The 17,244-nt window shown below is 67.9% G+C and carries 15 protein-coding genes; 14 read left to right on the forward strand and 1 reads right to left on the reverse strand.

Translation table 11 applies throughout. The features are described from left to right. Positions 1–125 precede the first annotated feature (125 nt). The 11 genes from SB751_RS10015 (at position 126) to SB751_RS10065 (ending at position 13,433) form a co-directional block, all read left to right on the forward strand. Positions 126–2,633 (forward strand): adenosylcobalamin-dependent ribonucleoside-diphosphate reductase, encoded by a 2,508-nt coding sequence (locus tag SB751_RS10015; protein ID WP_211944238.1) that lies wholly within the window; start codon positions 126–128, stop codon positions 2,631–2,633. Between the two features lie 42 nt (positions 2,634–2,675). Next, entirely contained in the window at positions 2,676–5,021 is a 2,346-nt protein-coding gene (locus tag SB751_RS10020) for a DNA polymerase III subunit gamma/tau (protein WP_410748006.1), read from the forward strand. Between the two features lie 79 nt (positions 5,022–5,100). Continuing rightward, the gene (locus SB751_RS10025) at positions 5,101–5,427 is read left to right on the forward strand and encodes a YbaB/EbfC family nucleoid-associated protein (protein WP_092289733.1); all 327 of its coding nucleotides are present in this window, start codon (positions 5,101–5,103) and stop codon (positions 5,425–5,427) included. A gap of 25 nt (positions 5,428–5,452) precedes the next feature. After that, the gene (recR, locus tag SB751_RS10030) at positions 5,453–6,067 is read left to right on the forward strand and encodes a recombination mediator RecR (protein WP_410748007.1); all 615 of its coding nucleotides are present in this window, start codon (positions 5,453–5,455) and stop codon (positions 6,065–6,067) included. Between the two features lie 23 nt (positions 6,068–6,090). Then, the gene (locus tag SB751_RS10035; protein ID WP_211944223.1) at positions 6,091–6,996 is read left to right on the forward strand and encodes a LysR family transcriptional regulator; all 906 of its coding nucleotides are present in this window, start codon (positions 6,091–6,093) and stop codon (positions 6,994–6,996) included. Between the two features lie 187 nt (positions 6,997–7,183). After that, positions 7,184–8,380, forward strand: coding sequence for a CaiB/BaiF CoA transferase family protein (locus tag SB751_RS10040; RefSeq protein WP_211944222.1), 1,197 nt, complete (start codon positions 7,184–7,186; stop codon positions 8,378–8,380). After that, positions 8,377–9,345, forward strand: a complete 969-nt coding sequence (locus tag SB751_RS10045; RefSeq protein ID WP_211944221.1) for a hydroxymethylglutaryl-CoA lyase — start codon at positions 8,377–8,379, stop codon at positions 9,343–9,345. The genes SB751_RS10040 and SB751_RS10045 overlap by 4 nt, the downstream gene beginning before the upstream one ends. A 49-nt stretch (positions 9,346–9,394) precedes the next feature. Continuing rightward, entirely contained in the window at positions 9,395–10,372 is a 978-nt protein-coding gene (locus tag SB751_RS10050; protein ID WP_211944220.1) for a Bug family tripartite tricarboxylate transporter substrate binding protein, read from the forward strand. 252 nt (positions 10,373–10,624) lie between these two features. Beyond that, positions 10,625–11,668 (forward strand): ABC transporter substrate-binding protein, encoded by a 1,044-nt coding sequence (locus SB751_RS10055; RefSeq protein WP_211944219.1) that lies wholly within the window; start codon positions 10,625–10,627, stop codon positions 11,666–11,668. A gap of 113 nt (positions 11,669–11,781) precedes the next feature. Further along, a complete protein-coding gene (locus SB751_RS10060; RefSeq protein WP_149135703.1) occupies positions 11,782–12,594 on the forward strand; it encodes an ABC transporter ATP-binding protein in 813 nt (270 codons plus the stop codon). A gap of 47 nt (positions 12,595–12,641) precedes the next feature. Continuing rightward, complete coding sequence (locus SB751_RS10065) at positions 12,642–13,433, forward strand: ABC transporter permease (protein WP_149135704.1); 792 nt, start codon at positions 12,642–12,644, stop codon at positions 13,431–13,433. Positions 13,434–13,516: 83 nt separating this feature from the next. On the opposite strand, the gene SB751_RS10070 is transcribed toward SB751_RS10065, so the two are convergent. Next, entirely contained in the window at positions 13,517–14,491 is a 975-nt protein-coding gene (locus SB751_RS10070; protein ID WP_092289715.1) for an NADPH:quinone oxidoreductase family protein, read from the reverse strand. A 151-nt stretch (positions 14,492–14,642) separates the two neighbouring features. Between SB751_RS10070 and surE the strand changes: the two genes are divergently transcribed. The 3 genes from surE to SB751_RS10085 are packed head-to-tail and all read left to right on the forward strand — an operon-like array spanning position 14,643 to position 17,240. Beyond that, positions 14,643–15,395, forward strand: coding sequence for a 5'/3'-nucleotidase SurE (gene surE, locus SB751_RS10075; RefSeq protein WP_211944218.1), 753 nt, complete (start codon positions 14,643–14,645; stop codon positions 15,393–15,395). A gap of 49 nt (positions 15,396–15,444) precedes the next feature. Beyond that, positions 15,445–16,350: a protein-L-isoaspartate(D-aspartate) O-methyltransferase gene (locus SB751_RS10080; protein ID WP_284454282.1), complete on the forward strand. Its 906-nt coding sequence runs from the start codon at positions 15,445–15,447 to the stop codon at positions 16,348–16,350. An 8-nt stretch (positions 16,351–16,358) separates the two neighbouring features. After that, positions 16,359–17,240 (forward strand): peptidoglycan DD-metalloendopeptidase family protein, encoded by an 882-nt coding sequence (locus SB751_RS10085; RefSeq protein ID WP_144200893.1) that lies wholly within the window; start codon positions 16,359–16,361, stop codon positions 17,238–17,240. Positions 17,241–17,244 lie beyond the last annotated feature (4 nt).

A 17,244-nucleotide genomic window follows, 5' to 3' on the forward strand; every position in this document is an offset into this window, starting at 1 on the left:
GACGTCCCGAAATTAGTTGGAATGCGATTTGTTCGAGCTAGTTTGATCTGACGCGGGCTGTGTGCCGGGGGATCGCTGGCAGCATGGCGGGCTGGAAAAATCGTTCCATCTGAATGAGCCAGGACATGAACGCAAACGACCAGATCTTGCGCGGCGCGCTGGCGCCGCAGGACATCTCCACCGAAGTGCTGCTGGAGAAGTACGCCAAGGGCGAGGAAAGCACCATTGCCGATGTGCGTGCCCGCGTGGCGCGTGCGCTGGCCGAGGTCGAGCCGGCCGACCGGCGCGAGATGTGGGCCGCGCGCTTCCTCTGGGCGCTGGAGAACGGCTTCGTGCCGGCAGGGCGGATCAATTCCGCCGCCGGCACGGGTATCCAGGCCACGCTGATCAACTGCTTTGTCCAGCCCGTGGGCGACTCGGTTTCCGAGGCGCGTGACGGCAAGCCCAGCATCTACACGGCGGTGGCCCAGGCGGCCGAGACCATGCGGCGCGGCGGCGGGGTGGGCTACGACTTCTCGGCCATCCGCCCCGGCGGGGCGCTGGTGCGCGCGACGCACTCGCGCGCGTCCGGCCCGGTCTCGTTCATGAAGGTATTCGATGCCTCCTGCGCCACCGTGGAGTCCGCCGGCGCCCGGCGCGGCGCCCAGATGGGCGTGCTGCGCTGCGACCACCCCGATATCGAGAGCTTTATCCACGCCAAGGACCAGGGCGACCTCACCAACTTCAATATCTCGATCGGCGTGACCGATGCCTTCATGCAGGCTGTGGAGGCCGATGGCGAGGTGGAACTGGTCCACGAGGCCGAGCCGGGCATGGACATGATCGCCGCCGGCGCCTACCGCCGCGACGACGGCCTCTGGGTCTACCGCCGCGTGCCGGCCCGCCAGCTCTGGGATCAGGTCATGCAGGCCACGTACGACCACGCCGAGCCGGGCATCCTGTTCCTGTCGCGGATCAACGCGGACAACAATCTCTATTACTGCGAGACCATCGAGGCGACCAACCCGTGCGCGGAGCAGCCGCTGCCATCGTATGGCTGCTGCTGCCTCGGGTCGATCAACCTGACCGGCTTCGTGCGCCAGCCGTTCACGGCCGAGTCAACGTTTGACTTCGAGGCCTTCGCCGAGGTCGTGCGGGTGTCCACGCGCATGCTGGACAACGTGCTGGACGTCACGTTCTGGCCGCTGCCCGAGCAGGAGGCCGAGGCGCGCGCCAAGCGCCGCATCGGCCTGGGCTTCCTGGGGCTGGGGAGCGCGCTGGTGATGCTCGGCCTGCGCTACGACTCGGATGCCGCGCGCGAGCTGGCCGGGCGGATCGCCGAGGCCATGCGCGACCATGCCTACCTGGCATCGGTGGAGCTGGCCGACGAGAAGGGCGCCTTCCCGCTGTTCGACGCCAACCAATACCTGGCCGGCGGCTTCGTGAGCCGGCTGCCCGAGGCCGTGCGCGATGCCATCCGGGCGCATGGGCTGCGGAACTCGCACCTGCTCTCCATCGCCCCAACGGGCACGATCACGCTGGCATTTGCCGATAACGCGTCGAACGGCATCGAACCGGCGTTCTCGTGGACCTACAACCGCCGCAAGCGGATGCCGGACAACAGCTACCGGTCGTTCGAGGTGGCCGACCACGCCTGGCGGCTGTATCGCCACATGGGCGCCGATATGGAGCGGCTGCCGGAGAGCTTTGTCACCGCGCTCCAGATGTCGGCGCTGGACCATATGCGCATGCTGGAGGCGGTGCAGCCCTATATCGACACCAGCATCAGCAAGACCGTGAACGTGCCGGAGGACTATCCGTACGAGGCCTTCCGCAACCTCTACCTGGAGGCCTGGAAGGCCGGCCTGAAGGGGTTGGCCACCTACCGGCCCAACAGCGTGCTGGGCGCCGTGCTCTCGGTGACGCCCGCCGCTGCCCTGGCGCCGACCTCCACGGCCACCCCGGCCACCCCGGCCGCCCCGGACGACGACCCGCTGACGCGCCCGTTCAACAGCCGGCCGCTCGGCGACCTGGAGGGCGTGACCTCCAAGGTGGAGTATCTGACCTACGAGGGCCACAAGACCGTCTACCTGACCGTGAACTTCATGCGGGTGTCGGGCGTGATCGATGGCAAGCCGGTGACGGTGGAGCGTCCGCTCGAGTTCTTCATGCCGGCCGGCCAGCGCACCGAGGGGCAGCAGTGGATCACCTCGACCATGCGGCTGCTGTCGATGGTGGCGCGCTCGGGCGGCCCGGTGGCCAAGGCGCTGGCGGACATGCGCAACGTGGTCTGGGACAAGGGCACGGTCCGATATGGTGCATTGGTGCGCCAGGACGGCACCCAGGTGCCGCGTTTCCATGATTCCGAGGTGGCGGCCATCAGCTACGCGCTCCAGCGCATCCTGATCAAGCGCGGTTTCCTGGACGACGACGGCGCCCAGGTGCCGGTGGCGGCGCTGGCGGCCCGGCTGGCCGGGCAGGGCAGCGAGCCGGCCCTGGCGCTGGCCGGCAACCCGGCGCGGCCGGCCCCGGCGGGCCACAACCCCGGCGTGGGCACCGGCAAGCCGTGCCCGGAGTGTGGCGCCCACGCCCTGCACAAGGTGGATGGCTGCGCCAAATGCGCCAATTGTGGCTACGTGGGGGAGTGCGGCTAATCGGCGTCATTCAGGACGGCGCCTTTTGCTACAATCGCCGCCATGAGTTATCAAGTTCTAGCGCGCAAATGGCGCCCACGGGATTTCACCACGCTGGTGGGCCAGGAGCACGTGGTCCGCGCGCTCACGCACGCGCTGGAACAGCAGCGGCTGCATCACGCCTACCTGTTCACCGGCACCCGGGGCGTGGGCAAGACCACGCTCTCCCGGATCCTGGCCAAGGCCCTCAACTGCACCGGCATTGACGGGGCGGGCGGCATCACGGCCCAGCCGTGCGGCCAGTGCAATGCCTGCCAGGAGATCGACAGCGGCCGTTTCGTGGACTACATCGAGATGGACGCGGCGTCCAACCGCGGTGTGGACGAAATGGCGCAGCTGCTGGACAAGGCGGTCTACGCGCCGACGGTGGGCCGCTTCAAGGTCTACATGATCGACGAAGTCCACATGCTGACCAACCACGCCTTCAACGCGATGCTGAAGACGCTGGAGGAGCCGCCCGGACACGTCAAGTTCATCCTTGCCACCACCGATCCGCAGAAGATTCCGGTCACGGTGCTGTCGCGCTGCCTGCAATTCAACCTGAAACAGATGCCGCCGGGGCATATCGTCTCGCATCTGGACCATATCCTGGCCCAGGAAGGCATCGGCCATGACGGCAACGCGCTGCGGCTGCTGGCCCAGGCGGCCCATGGGTCGATGCGCGACGCGCTGTCGCTGACCGACCAGGCCATCGCCTATAGCGCCGGGCAGGTCTCCGAGGAGGCCGTGCGCGGCATGCTCGGCGCCATCGACCAGAGCTACCTCGTGCAATTGCTGGACGCGCTGGCCGCCGAGGATGGTGCCGCCATGCTCGGGATCGCCGATGCAATGGCGGACCGCAGCCTGTCGTTCGCCGGCGCGCTGCAGGATCTGGGCTCGTTGCTGCACAAGGTGGCGCTGGCGCAGGCCGTGCCGGCGTCCGTGCAGGACGAATGGCCCGAGGCTGACGAAGTACGGCGGCTGGCCGGCGTGTTCGATGCCCAGGAAGTGCAGTTGTTCTACCAGATTGCCAATATCGGCCGTAACGAACTGGCGCTGGCGCCGGACGAGTACGCCGGCTTTACCATGACGCTGCTGCGCATGCTGGCCTTCCGGCCGTCTGCCAGCCCGGCGCCCGTGGGCGGGCAGGGTGGTGGCGGCCAGCAGCAGGCGGCCCGCCCGCGCCCTGCCGCGCCGGCCGCGCCCGCACCGCGTGTGGCGGCTGCGCCGGTGGCGATGGCCCCGGCGGCCGTCCCGGTTCCTGTTCCGGCTCCTGCTGCTGTTTCTGCTCCGGCCGCTCCGGTCGCACCTGTGCAGGCCACCGAGCCGGTTCGATCCGAGCCCATGGCGCCGGCTGTCCGCGCCGCCGAGCCGGTCACGCCGGTCCGCGCCGAAGCGCCCGCGCCATCTGGCCCATCCGCCCCATCCGCCCCGGCGCCGGTGGCCGATACTGCCGCGATGTCGCCTGCCAAGGCCGCCTTGCTGGCTGCCCGTCAGGCCACGGCTGGCCGTGGCGGCGCGCGGCCGGTAGCGGCGCCCGCTGCGGCGGCAGCGCCGAGCCCGCGTCCTGCGGCCCAGCCGTTGCGTCCGCCTGCGGCGGCGCGTCCGGCCACGGCCGCCGCGCCGGCACGGCAGGCACCGGGCGCCCCCGCTGCCCAGCCGCTCAAGCCAGTCCAGGCGCCGCAACCCGTGCAAGCCGCCCCGGCGGCCAAGCCGGCCAGCAGCGAAGTGCCGCCTTGGGAGGAATTGCCCCCCGATCTGCCGGTGATCGGCCCGTACGACAGCGATCCGGGCTATGACCCGAGCTTCGGCGGCTACGACAACGGTTTCGAGTCGGACTCGTTCGAACCCGCGCCGCGCGCCAGCCGCGCCGCGCCGCAGGCCAAGCCAGCGCGCCGGCCGGAACCTGAGGCCGCTGCCCAGCCGGCTGTGCAACTGGCCCCGGCGATTCCGCCCGTGGCGCCGAGCGCTGCCGATGACGGCACGCCACCTGTGTTCACCGGTGACTGGCCGACGCTGGCCGCCACGCTGCCGCTCAAGGGCCTGGCCCAGCAACTGGCGTACCAGAGCGAGTTGCACCGCGTGGTCGGCCGCACCCTGCACCTGCGCGTGCCGGTGGCGGCCATCGCCGAAAACAATGTCGCCGAACGGCTCCAGGCCGCGCTGGTCGAGCAATTTGGCATGGAGGTGCGCGTGCAGTGCGAGATCGGCGCCGTGACGCACACGGCGGCTGCCGTCGATGCAGCGGCCCGGGCCGAGCGCCAGCGCGAGGCCGAGTCCAATATCGACGGCGATCCGTTCGTGCAGGGGCTGTTGCGCGAGTTCGGCGGGCAGATCGTGCCCGGCTCCGTCCAGCCACGCGCCGCCTGACAACCCATTCCCGGGGCGGCCAGACCAGCATCACCGGCGCCGCCCCGCCATCCACACACATTGATTCAGGAGTATCCCCATGATGAAAGGTCAACTGGCCGGGCTGATGAAGCAAGCCCAGCAGATGCAGGAAAACATGAAGAAGATGCAGGAGCAGCTGGCCCTGATCGAGGTCGAGGGCCAGTCCGGCGCCGGTCTCGTGAAGGTGCTGATGACCTGCAAGAACGACGTGAAGCGCGTGACCATCGATCCGAGCCTGCTGGCCGATGACAAGGACCTGCTCGAGGACCTCGTGGCTGCCGCGTTCAACGACGCCGTGCGCAAGGCCGAGGCCACCACGCAGGAGAAGATGGGCTCGATGACGTCCGGCCTGCCGCTGCCCCCGGGCTTCAAGCTGCCGTTCTGATGGCGCATCAGACAGGGGCGCGCCGATGAGAACGGCGCCGCCCACCTCGCTGCAGGCGCTGATCGAGGCGCTCAAGGTGCTGCCAGGCGTGGGGCCTAAGTCCGCCCAGCGCATGGCCTATCACCTGCTGCAGCACGACCGCGACGGCGCGCGCAAGCTTGGCGACGCGCTGCGCGGCGCCGCCGACGGCATCCGCCATTGCGAGCGCTGCAACACCTTCACCGAGCAGGAGAACTGCGAGACGTGCCGGGACACCGCGCGCGACGCCTCGCTGCTCTGCGTGGTCGAGACGCCGGCCGACCAGGTGATGATCGAGCAGACGCTGACCTATCGCGGCCAGTATTTCGTGCTGATGGGACGGCTCTCGCCGCTCGACGGCATCGGCCCGAAGGACATCCACCTGGACCGGCTGCTGGCCCGCGCCACGGACCCCGAACTCGGCGGACCGGTGAGCGAGGTCATCGTGGCCACCAATTTCACGAGCGAGGGCGAGGCCACCGCGCACTACATCGGCGAGATGCTGAAGGCGCGCGGGCTCAAGGTGTCGCGGCTGGCGCGCGGCGTGCCCGTGGGCGGCGAACTCGAATACGTGGACGCGGGCACCATCGCCCGCGCTGTCATGGATCGGCGCAGCCTGTAGGTATCGGACCCCTTCGGACAAACATGAATCTGGCGCGCTTCGACCTCGTGACGCTTGGCCTGTTCGTGGCCGTGGCCCGGCAGGGCAGCATCTCGGCCGGCGCGCGCCAGTCCCACCTGGCCGTGGCTGCCGCCAGCAAGCGGATTTCCGATCTCGAGGCCGCCGTGGGCGCGCCGCTGTTCTTCCGCCACGCCGCCGGCGTGCAGCTGACCGAGGCGGGCCAGGCCTGCTACCACCATGCGCTGACCATCCTCCAGGACGTGGAACGCATGGCCGGCGTGATGTCGGACTACGCGTCCGGCGTGCGCGGGCAGGTGCGCGTGTGCGCCAATACCTCGGCCATCACGCAGTTCCTGCCGGACGACCTCGCGGCGTTCATGCGCCAGCATCCGACCATCCGCATCGAGCTGGAGGAGCAAAACAGCAGCGAGATCGTCGCCGCGCTGGTCGAAAACCGCGCCGATGTCGGCATCTTCGCCGATCGCACGCCAAGTGCCGGGCTGGTGACCGTGGAATACCGGCAGGACGAGCTGGTTATCATCACGCCGCCCGGGCATCCGCTGTCCGAGCGCGGGCCCGTGCATTACGCCGATACGCTTGAATACGACTTCGTGAGCCTGCCGCAGGTGACCTCGCTGGCGGCGCGGCTGCTCGAGGAAAGTAGCCGGCTGGAGCGGCAGTTCCGGTTGCGCATCCAGGTGCGCAGCTTCGACGCGATGTGCCGCATGGTCATGGCTGGGCTGGGCGTGGGCGTGCTGCCGCGCATCGCGGCCGAGCCGCACGTGAAGTCGATGGGGTTGTCGCTGGTGCCGCTGCAGGACGCCTGGGCACGCCGCTCGCTGCTGATCGGCATGCGCGACCCCGCCGGGCTGACGGTGTCGGCGCGGCTGCTCATCACCCATCTCTGCGGCGACCGCGCGCCGTTCTAGCGGCACGCCGGTGTCATCCCCGGGGCAACCCCGGGTAAGCCCGCCCCTTCGCGTTCCGAGAAAGCCCGCTTGCCGGAATGCCGATTCCGCCGCCCGCGCCGCTGGTGCACACTCCGACCCAACATGAAAAGCCAGTCCCGCAGGTGATGCGGCGCGGCATCCACGGTCATCACGGAGACACGCTCACATGGCGCAACAGATTCTCGAAGGCATTCGCGTCCTGGAACTGGGACAACTGATTGCCGGCCCCTTTGCCGCCAAGACCCTCGCGGATTTTGGCGCCCACGTGGTCAAGGTGGAGCCGCCCGGGCAGGGCGACCCACTACGCAAGTGGCGCATGCTGCACGAAGATACCTCGGTCTGGTGGGAAGCGCAGTCGCGCAACAAGCAGTCCATCGCCATCGACCTCCGCCAGGCGGAAGGCCAGGCGCTGGTGCGCAAGCTGGCTACCGAGGCCGATGTCCTGATCGAGAACTTCCGCCCCGGCACCATGGAAAAGTGGGGTTTGGGCTGGGATGTACTCCACGCCGCCAATCCGAAGCTGATCATGGTGCGGGTGTCTGGCTACGGCCAGACCGGCCCGCGCCGGGACGAACCCGGCTTTGCCGCCGTGGCCGAGGCCATGAGCGGCCTGCGCTACCTGACCGGCGAGCCGGGCCGGCCGCCGGTGCGCGCCGGGCTCTCGCTGGGCGATACCATCGCCGGCCTGCACGGCGCCCTGGGCGTGCTGCTGGCCCTGTACGAGCGCGACGCGCGCGGCGGGGTGGGGCAGGTGATCGACGTGGCGCTCTATGAGTCGCTGTTCAACCTGAGCGAAAGCCTGCTGCCTGAATACTCGGCCTTTGGCGCCGTGCGCCAGCCGGCCGGCGGCGCGCTGCCGGGCATTGCGCCGTCCAACGCCTATCCCTGCGGTTGCGGCGAATACGTGCTGATTGCCGCCAATGGCGACGCGATCTTCCGCCGCCTGATGGCCGCGATGGGCCGCCCGGACCTCGGCGAAGATCCTGCGCTGGCCCGCAACGACGGCCGCGTGAAGCGTGTGGACGAGATCGATGCCGCCATCGCCGCCTGGACCCAGACCCAGACCGTGGAGTCCGCGCTGGTTGTGCTGCGCGAGGCCGATGTGCCGTCCGGCCGCATCTACACGGTCAAGGACATCGCCGAAGACCCGCACTACCGGGCACGCGGCGTGATCGAGACCGTGACGTCGGCCCGTGGGCTCAGCGTGGAGGTGCCGGGCATCATCCCGAAGCTGTCCGCCAACCCTGGCGCCATCCATGACCGCGCGCCCACGCTGGGCGAGCATACCGATGCCGTGCTGGCCGAATCCGGCTTCGACGCGGCTGCCATTGCCGACCTGCGCGCCCGAGGAGTGATCGCATGAGTGCCCAACGTTATCCGCTGGCCGGGCCGGCCAAGATCGAAATCAATGACGTCGCACCGCGCGACGGCCTGCAGATCGAGCCCGTGGTGGTGCCGACCGAAGGCAAGGTTGCCTTCGTCAATGCGCTGGCCCACTGCGGCTTCGCGCGCATCGAGGCCACCTCGTTCACATCGGCCCGCGCCATTCCCGCGCTGGCCGATGCCGAGGCGGTGATGCACCAGATCGAGCGCGTGCCGGGCGTGGCCTACACGGTGCTCGTGCCGAACCTGCGTGGGCTGGAGCGCGCGCTGTCGTGCCGGCCGGACGAGGTGAACCTGGTCATGTCGTGCAGCGAGACCCACAACCGCGCCAACCTGCGCATGACGCGCGAGCAGTCCAAGGCGCAGCTGACGGCGATGATCGGCGAGGCCGGCAAGGCTGGCGTGCCAGTGAACGTGTCGCTGTCCACGGTGTTCGGCTGCCCGTTCGAAGGGGATATCCCCGAGGCCGACGTGATGGCTCTGGCGCGCCGATTTGCCGATGCGGGTGCGTCTGGCATCACTTTGTGCGATACCACGGGTATGGCCTACCCCAACCAGGTGGCGGCGATGTGCGAGGCGTTCCAGCGCGCGCTGCCGCAGACCGGGCTGACCATCCATCTCCACAACACGCGCGGCATGGGCCTGGCCAATGCCATCGCGGCCTGGCAGACCGGCGTCACGCGCTTCGACGCGGCTGCCGGCGGCCTGGGCGGCTGCCCGTACGCGCCCGGCGCGAGCGGCAATGTCAGCACCGAGGAACTCGTCCACATGTTCGCGTCGATGGGCGTGGACACCGGCGTGGACCTGGACGGCCTGCTGGCCGTGGTCGGCGGCCTGCCGGCGCTGGTTGAACGGGAGATTTCCAGCCAGCTGCTGCGCGCCGGCCCGCGCCTGCGCACCCATCAACCCCCGGCCTGGATGGCCGAGCACTTCGCCGGGCAGTAAGCCCGGACCCGGTTTTTCGATTCCCTATATAACAAGCACGGAGACAACCATGAACCGCAAGACTCAACTGACGGCCGCCGCGCTGCTGGCTGGCATGGCATTCGTACCTGCCGCCCAGGCGCAGGACGGCACCTATCCCAACAAGCCGGTGATGCTGGTGGTGTCCGCCGCGGCTGGCGGCACGACGGACATCGCCGCGCGCCTGATCTCGGAGCCGCTGGCCAAGGCGCTCGGCCAGTCGGTCGTGGTCGACAACAAGCCCGGCGGCAACGGCACCATCGCCGCCCAGGCCGTGCAGCGCGCCAAGCCGGATGGCTACACGCTGCTGGTGCAGTACTCGGGCTACCACGTCATCACGCCGCTGCTGACCAAGCAGCCGTGGGATCCGGTGAAGGACTTCGCGCCGGTGGCGAACCTGCTGTCGGCGCCGCAGGTGCTGGTGGTGCGCCCGAGCCTGCCGGTCCACTCGCTCAAGGAACTGGTGACCTACGCCAAGGCCAATCCGGGCAAGCTCAACTACGCGTCGTCGGGCAATGGGTCGCTCCAGCACGTGTCCACGGAACTGCTGAACCTGCAGGCCGGCACGAAGATCACCCATGTGCCATACAAGGGCACCGGCCCGGCGATGACCGACCTGCTGGGCGGCAACGTCGACCTGACCATCACCACGCCGCCGCCGCTGATGGGCCATATCGCCGCCGGCAAGCTGCGCCCGCTGGTGGTGACCAGCAAGACGCGCCTGCCGAGCCTGAAGGATGTGCCGTCGGCGCCGGAAGCCGGCTACCCTGACCTGGATGTGTCGTCGTGGTTCGCCATGTACGCGCCGGCCGGCACGCCGAAGCCCGTCATCGACAAGCTGACCTCGGAGATCGAGAAGATCATGAAGTCCGACGCCTTCCGCAAGAAGGCCGAGGAACTGGGGGCCGAGGCGCGCTACATGAATCCGCAGCAGCTGGACCAGTACCAGCGTGCCGAACTGACGCGCTGGGGCAAGGTCATCAAGTCCGCCGACATCCACGCGGAGTAACGCTGAGCAGGCCACGGAGCCAGACATTCCGACCATGGCAAGGTGATCGAAAGGCGGCGCACGTACACTGTGCGCCGCCGCGCTGCGTTTACGGGCTGGCCCGCGCATTGACCCCCAATGTCCGCTGAATGTCTGCATTTCCCGGTAGGTATTCATCCCGATGCGGGCGCCGGCAGCGGCCGGTAGCATCGCAATTTGCCGCAAGGCGGCACGCCACAAACAAAAACAGGTAGTCAGGTAGGAGAGCATCTCATGTACGACAAGACATTCTGGAAGCGGGCGCTGATCGCACTGGCCCTGTTCCTGGCCGGCTGGTTCACCTTTGGCAGCGCGCAGGCGCAGGGCAAGCCCGAGAAGACCAAGGTGACCATCGCCGTGGGGGGCAAGAATCTCTTCTATTACCTGCCGCTGACGATTGCCGAACGCCTGGGCTACTTCAAGGAAGAGGGCCTGGACGTGGAGATCGTCGACTTTGCCGGCGGCGCCAAGGCGCTCCAGGCCGTGGTCGGCGGTAGCGCGGACGTGGTGTCCGGCGCCTACGAGCACACCATCAACCTGCAGGCCAAGGGCCAGCAGTACCAGGAGTTCGTGCTCCAGGGCCGCGCGCCGCAGATCGTGCTGGTGGTGTCGAACAAGACGATGCCGAACTTCAAGTCGATTGCCGACCTGAAGGGCAAGAAGATCGGCGTGACCGCGCCGGGCTCCTCGACCAACATGATGGCCAACTTCGTGCTGGCCAAGTCGGGCCTGAAGCCGTCGGACGTGTCGTTCATCGGCGTGGGCGCCAGCGCCGGCGCGGTGGCTGCCATGCGCTCGGGCCAGATCGACGCAATGGCCAACCTGGACCCCGTGGTGTCGATGCTGACGCAGAAGAACGAGGTGAAGATTGCTTCGGACACCCGCACGCTCAAGGAAACCCAGGCGGTGTTCGGCGGCAATATGCCGTCGGGCTGCCTGTATGCCTCCACCGCGTTCATCCAGCAGAACCCCAACACCACGCAGGCGATGACGAACGCCATGGTGCGGGCGCTCAAGTGGCTGCAGAAGGCGGGCCCGTCGGACATCGTAAAAACCGTGCCCGAGAGCTACCTGCTGGGCGACCGCGCGCTCTACCTGGCCGCCTGGGAGCAGGTCAAGGAAGCCATCTCGCCGGACGGCACGATGCCGGCCGATGGCCCCAAGACGGCGCTGAACACCTTGCAGCAGTTCGATCCGGAGCTGAAGGGCAAGCCGATCAAGCTCGAGAACACGTTCACGAACACGTTCGTCCAGCGCGCCAACGCCAAGTACAAATAAGCGGCAAGTCAGCGAACCCCGCCTTCACGCCGCCCGCCGCCCGCCGCGCGCATGCCGCTCGGCGGGCTTGTGTTTTCTCTGAGTCCAGTATTTCGACGAGTTTTCTTCGAGCAATGAGCACGCCCGCACTTTCCCTCGAAAACGTTACCTGCACCTTCGTCTCGCGCGAGGACCGCAGTCAGCGCTACACCGCCGTGCGCGATGTCACGCTGTCCATCCAGCCCGGCGAGTTCGTTTCGGTGGTAGGCCCCACAGGCTGCGGCAAGTCCACACTGCTGAACGTCGGCGCCGGCCTGCTGGAGCCTTCCAGCGGCGCCGTGCGCGTGTTCGGCGAGCCGCTGGTCGGCATCAACCGCCGCGCCGGCTATATGTTCCAGTCCGAGGCGCTGATGCCATGGCGCAGCGCGCTGGACAACGTGATTGCCGGCCTGGAGTTCCGTGGCGTGCCGCGCGCCGAGGCCGAGGCGCAGGGCGAGGAATGGCTGCGCCGCGTGGGTCTGGGCGGGTTTGGCGACCGTTACCCGCACCAGCTCTCGGGCGGCATGCGCAAGCGCGTGAGCCTGGCGCAGACGCTGGTGCTGGACCCGGACATCATCCTGATGGACGAGCCGTTCTCGGCGCTGGACATCCAGACCCGTCAGCTGATGGAAAACGAGGTGCTGGACCTCTGGGCCGCCAAGCGCAAGGCCGTGCTGTTCATCACGCACGACCTGGACGAGGCCATCGCCATGAGTGACCGCGTGGTGGTGCTGTCAGCCGGCCCGGGCACCCATCCGATTGGCGAATTTGCGATCGACCTGCCGCGTCCGCGCGACGTAGCGGAAGTCCGCAACCATCCACGCTTCGTGGAGCTGCACGCCGCCATCTGGGACGTGCTGCGCGAGGAAGTGCTCAAGGGCTACGCGCAGCAGCGCAAGGTCGCCTGACCTGCATGAACTCTCTCTGACGATACAAACACTCGTAGAACAACGATATGGCTTTCCGAGCGGATTCTAAGGGCATGCTGCGCGTGTGGCAGCTGCTGGTGCTGGTGGTGATCCTGGGGGTGTGGCATGCGGCCACGCGCTCGCAACAGGTGGCGTTCTTCTTCGGCGAGCCGCTGATGGTGGCGAAGCGCATCTGGAGCTGGTTCATCGTCGAGGGCGACATCTATATTCACCTGGGCGTGACGCTGCTGGAGACGGTGCTGGCCTTCGGCATCGGCACGGTGGCCGGGCTGGGCGTGGGGCTGTGGCTGGCGCTGAGCCCGTTCACCTCGGCCGTGCTCGATCCCTATGTGAAGGCGGCCAACTCGATGCCGCGCGTGATCCTGGCGCCGATCTTCGCGGTCTGGTTCGGGCTGGGGATCTGGTCGAAGGTGGCGCTGGCCGTGACGCTGGTGTTCTTCATCGTCTTCTTCAACGTCTACCAGGGCGTGAAGGAAGTGAGCCCGGTGGTGCTGGCCAACGCGCGCATGCTCGGCGCGAACCAGAAGCAGCTGCTGCGCCACGTGTACCTGCCCAGCGCCACGAGTTGGGTGTTCTCGTCGCTGCACACCTCGGTGGGCCTGGCGTTCGTGGGTGCGGTGGTGGGCGAGTACCTGGGTTCCGCGCGCGGCGTGGGCTACCTGATTCTCCAGGCCGAAGGCACGTTCGACATCAACACGGTGTTCGCGGGCATCGTGGTCCTCACCGGCTGCGCGCTGGTGCTGGACTGGATGGTGACGGTGGGGGAGAAGCGGCTGATGAAGTGGCAGCCGAGTTCGGGTGAGACCGAAAAGCTCTGAAATTCTGCGTTAAACGTTGTTGAATTCGCGCTCCCCCGGCCAGTGTCCAGGCAACGGACGGGCCGGGGGAGGGCAGTGAAGCGTTACGGCATGATGACGATCTTGCCGGTCACCTTGCGCGCTTCCATGTCCTTCAGCGCCTGCGGCGCCTGCTCCAGCGGATAGCGGGCCGAGATGTGCGGGCGAATCTTGCCTTCCTTCATCCAGCCGAGCATCTGCGCCATATTGGCCTGGTTGTTACGCGGCTCGCGACGGGCGAAATCGCCCCAGAACACGCCGACCAGCGAGGCACCCTTGAGCAGCGCCAGGTTCAGCGGCATCTTCGGGATCTCGCCGTTGGCGAAGCCCACCACGAGGTAGCGGCCGCGCCAGCCGATCGAGCGGAAGGCCGGCTCGGCATAAATCCCCCCGACCGGGTCATAGATGACATCCGGGCCCTTGCCATCGGTCAGCGCCTTGACGCGCTCGCGCAGGTCTTCCGTGCTGTAGTTGATCAGCGCGTCGGCGCCGTGCTCCTTGCAGACCGCCAGCTTCTCGTCCGTGGACGCCGCCGCGATCACCCGCGCGCCAATCGCCTTGCCGATCTCGATGGCCGCCAGGCCCACGCCGCCGGCCGCGCCCAGCACCAGCATCGTCTCGCCAGCCTTCAGTTCGCCCCGGTCCACCACGGCGTGGTGGGAGGTGCCGTAGGTCAGCGTGAAGGCGGCGGCCACGTCGAAGTCGATACCGGGCGGCATCGGCACCACGGCACTCGCCGGGGCCTTGGCCTGCGTGGCGAAGGCGCCGTTGCCGAGATAGGCGATGACCTTGTCGCCGGGCTTGACGTGCGTCACGCCCGCGCCAACCGCGTTGACCACGCCGGCCAGCTCCGAACCGGGCGAGAACGGCAGCGCCGGCTTGGCCTGGTACTTGTTCTGGATGATCAGCACGTCGGGGAAGTTGACCCCGGCGGCCTTGACGTCGATGACGACCTCGCCATCGCCGGGCACGAGGTCCGGCAGGGTGTCGAGCGAAAGGGAATCGGGCGGGCCCCAGGCTTTGCAGAGTACGGCTTTCATCTTGTCTCCGGTGGTGGTGTTGTGGTGTGGCGATGGTCTGCGCTCCGGGAAGTGTAGCGCAAAAAAGCACGATCGTTCTGTTCGCGGCGGACGGCGGTTCCACGCCGTTTTGGTGCCGCGATGGCCGCTTTGCTCGGGTACAATCGCGGCCATGCATATCCTTCTCGCCAACGACGACGGTTATCTCGCGCCGGGACTTGCCGTTCTGCATGCCGCGCTCGCTCCGCTTGCGCGCGTGACGGTGATCGCGCCCGAGCAGAACCATAGCGGTGCATCGAATTCGCTCACGCTGCAACGCCCGCTCTCGGTCTTCGAGGCGCGCGAGGGCGTGCAGAAGGGTTTCCGTTTCATCAATGGTACGCCCACCGACTGCGTGCACGTGGCACTGACCGGCCTGCTGGAAGATCGCCCCGACCTGGTGGTGTCCGGCATCAACCAGGGCCAGAACATGGGCGAGGACGTCCTGTACTCGGGCACCGTGGCCGCCGCCATCGAGGGCTACCTGTTCGGCATTCCGTCCATCGCGTTCTCGCAGGTGGACAAGGGCTGGGAGCATCTGGACGCCGCCGCACGCGTGGCGCGCGAGATCGTGGAGCGCGTGATCGCCCGCCCGCCCCAGGAGCCGTTCCTGCTCAACGTCAACATTCCGAACCTGCCGTTCGAACATATCAAGGGCCAGCGCGCCACGCGCCTTGGCAAGCGCCATCCTTCGCAGCCGGTCATCACGCAGGTGAATCCGCGCGGCGATACCAACTACTGGATCGGCCCGGCCGGCGACGCGCGCGACGCGAGCGAAGGCACCGATTTCCACGCCACCGCCAATGGGTTTGTCTCGCTGACGCCGTTGCAGCTCGACCTGACCCATCGCGCGCAGCTCGAACAACTCGGACAGTGGCTGGGGTAGGCGTGCCGTTCGCGTCAGCCCTCCAGTCTTCGATTCCGGTATTGCGCCGATGAGCACCACGCCGCGCCGATCCCGCTTTCCGCTGCCGCTCGATGCGGTGGTCGAACGCAAGCCCGCGCCCAAGCGCACGGCCGGACTGCCCGCCGTGGGCGGGCGGCATGTGGCCGCGCCCGCGCCGGCGACCGTCAAGCCGCGCAAGCCTGCCGCGCCGCCTGCGGCGCCGCCGCCACCGGGCAGCGCCGTGGAGGCGCGTGCCTCGGCGGCCACGGCGGGCGGGGGCGGCATGGCGTCCGACCGCGCCCGCACTGCGTTGGCGTCGCGGCTGCGTGCCGGCGGCATCCGCGACGAGCGCGTGCTGAGCGCCATCGCCACGGTGCCGCGCCACCTGTTCATGGAGCCGGGGCTGGCCTCGCAAGCCTACGAAGATGCTGCGCTGCCAATCGGCCATCAGCAGACCATCTCCAAGCCGTCGGTGGTGGCGCGCATGATCGAACTGCTGCGCGAGGGTCTTACGCCAGACCAGCCGCTTGCGCGGGTGCTGGAAATCGGCACCGGCTGCGGCTATCAGGCCGCCGTGCTGAGCCTCGTCGCGCAGGAAGTGTTCTCTATCGAACGGATTCGTCCGCTACACGAACAGGCGAAGGCGAACCTCCGCCCGCTGCGCGTGCCCAACATCCGCCTGCACTACGGCGATGGCATGCTCGGGCTGCCGCAGGCCGCGCCGTTTTCCGCCATCATCCTGGCCGCCGCCGGGATGGACGTGCCCGAGGCGCTGCTCGGGCAACTCGCGATTGGCGGCCGGCTGATCGCCCCGGTGGTGGCATCCGCCCCGGGCGGCCCCGGCCAGACCGTCACCCAGCAACTCTTGCTGATCGAGCGCCTGAACCGGCATCGGTTTCACAGGACCGCGCTTGAAGCCGTTTTCTTTGTGCCCTTAAAATCGGGCACCATCTGAGTCGAACTATGCACAACATCGTGAAATCGGAACATTTCGCACGTTTGGGACAACGTTTTACCGTCACCGCGCTCGTCGCCCTGCTGGCCGCCTGCGCCAATTCGCCCATGCCCGCCCCGGTGGTGGACCGCACCTCCACCGCAGGTGGACAGGGCGCCGCGCCGGTGGAGCCCGCCCCGCCTGGATACTATCGGGTCAAGCGAGGCGATACCCTTTACCGTATCGCGCTCGAGAACGGGCAGTCGTATCGCGACGTGGCGTCCTGGAACAATATCGGTAACGCGAATCAGATCGAGGTGGGTCAACTGCTGCGCGTCGTGCCGCCGAGCGCCGACCCGAACGCGGCTCCGGGCGTAGCCACGGTGCCAGTGGCGCCTGGCACGGTACAGTCGCAGCCGATTGACGCTGCGCGTCCGGTTGGCACCCCTGTGGGAACCCCCTCCGGCACCACGGCAGCGGCCTCGGTGCCGGCCGCCACGCCCTCGGCCGGTGCATCGGCGGCGGCAGCGGCTTCGGCCCCGGCTGGCGACGTGCGCCTGTCCTGGCCGGCCAGCGGTCAGCTGATTGGGAAATTTGATGACAAAGGTAACAAAGGCATTGATATCGCTGGCAAAAAAGGCGATGCCGTGCTCGCTGCCGACGAGGGTAGGGTGATTCACGTAGGCCCCTTGCGCGGCTACGGGAATCTTGTCATCATCAAACACAACGACACGTATCTCACCGCCTACGGTCATAACGACAAGGTGCTGGTGGCAGAGCAGTCAATGGTCCGCAAGGGCCAGAAGATTGCCGAAATGGGTAACAGTGATACTGACAGGGTCAAGCTGCACTTTGAGGTTCGCAAGAACGGAAAACCGGTCGATCCGATGCGGTATCTGCCGCCACAGTGAGGTT

It is taken from the genome of Cupriavidus sp. SIMBA_020, assembly GCF_046535395.1.
GTDB classification, from domain to species: domain Bacteria; phylum Pseudomonadota; class Gammaproteobacteria; order Burkholderiales; family Burkholderiaceae; genus Cupriavidus; species Cupriavidus campinensis.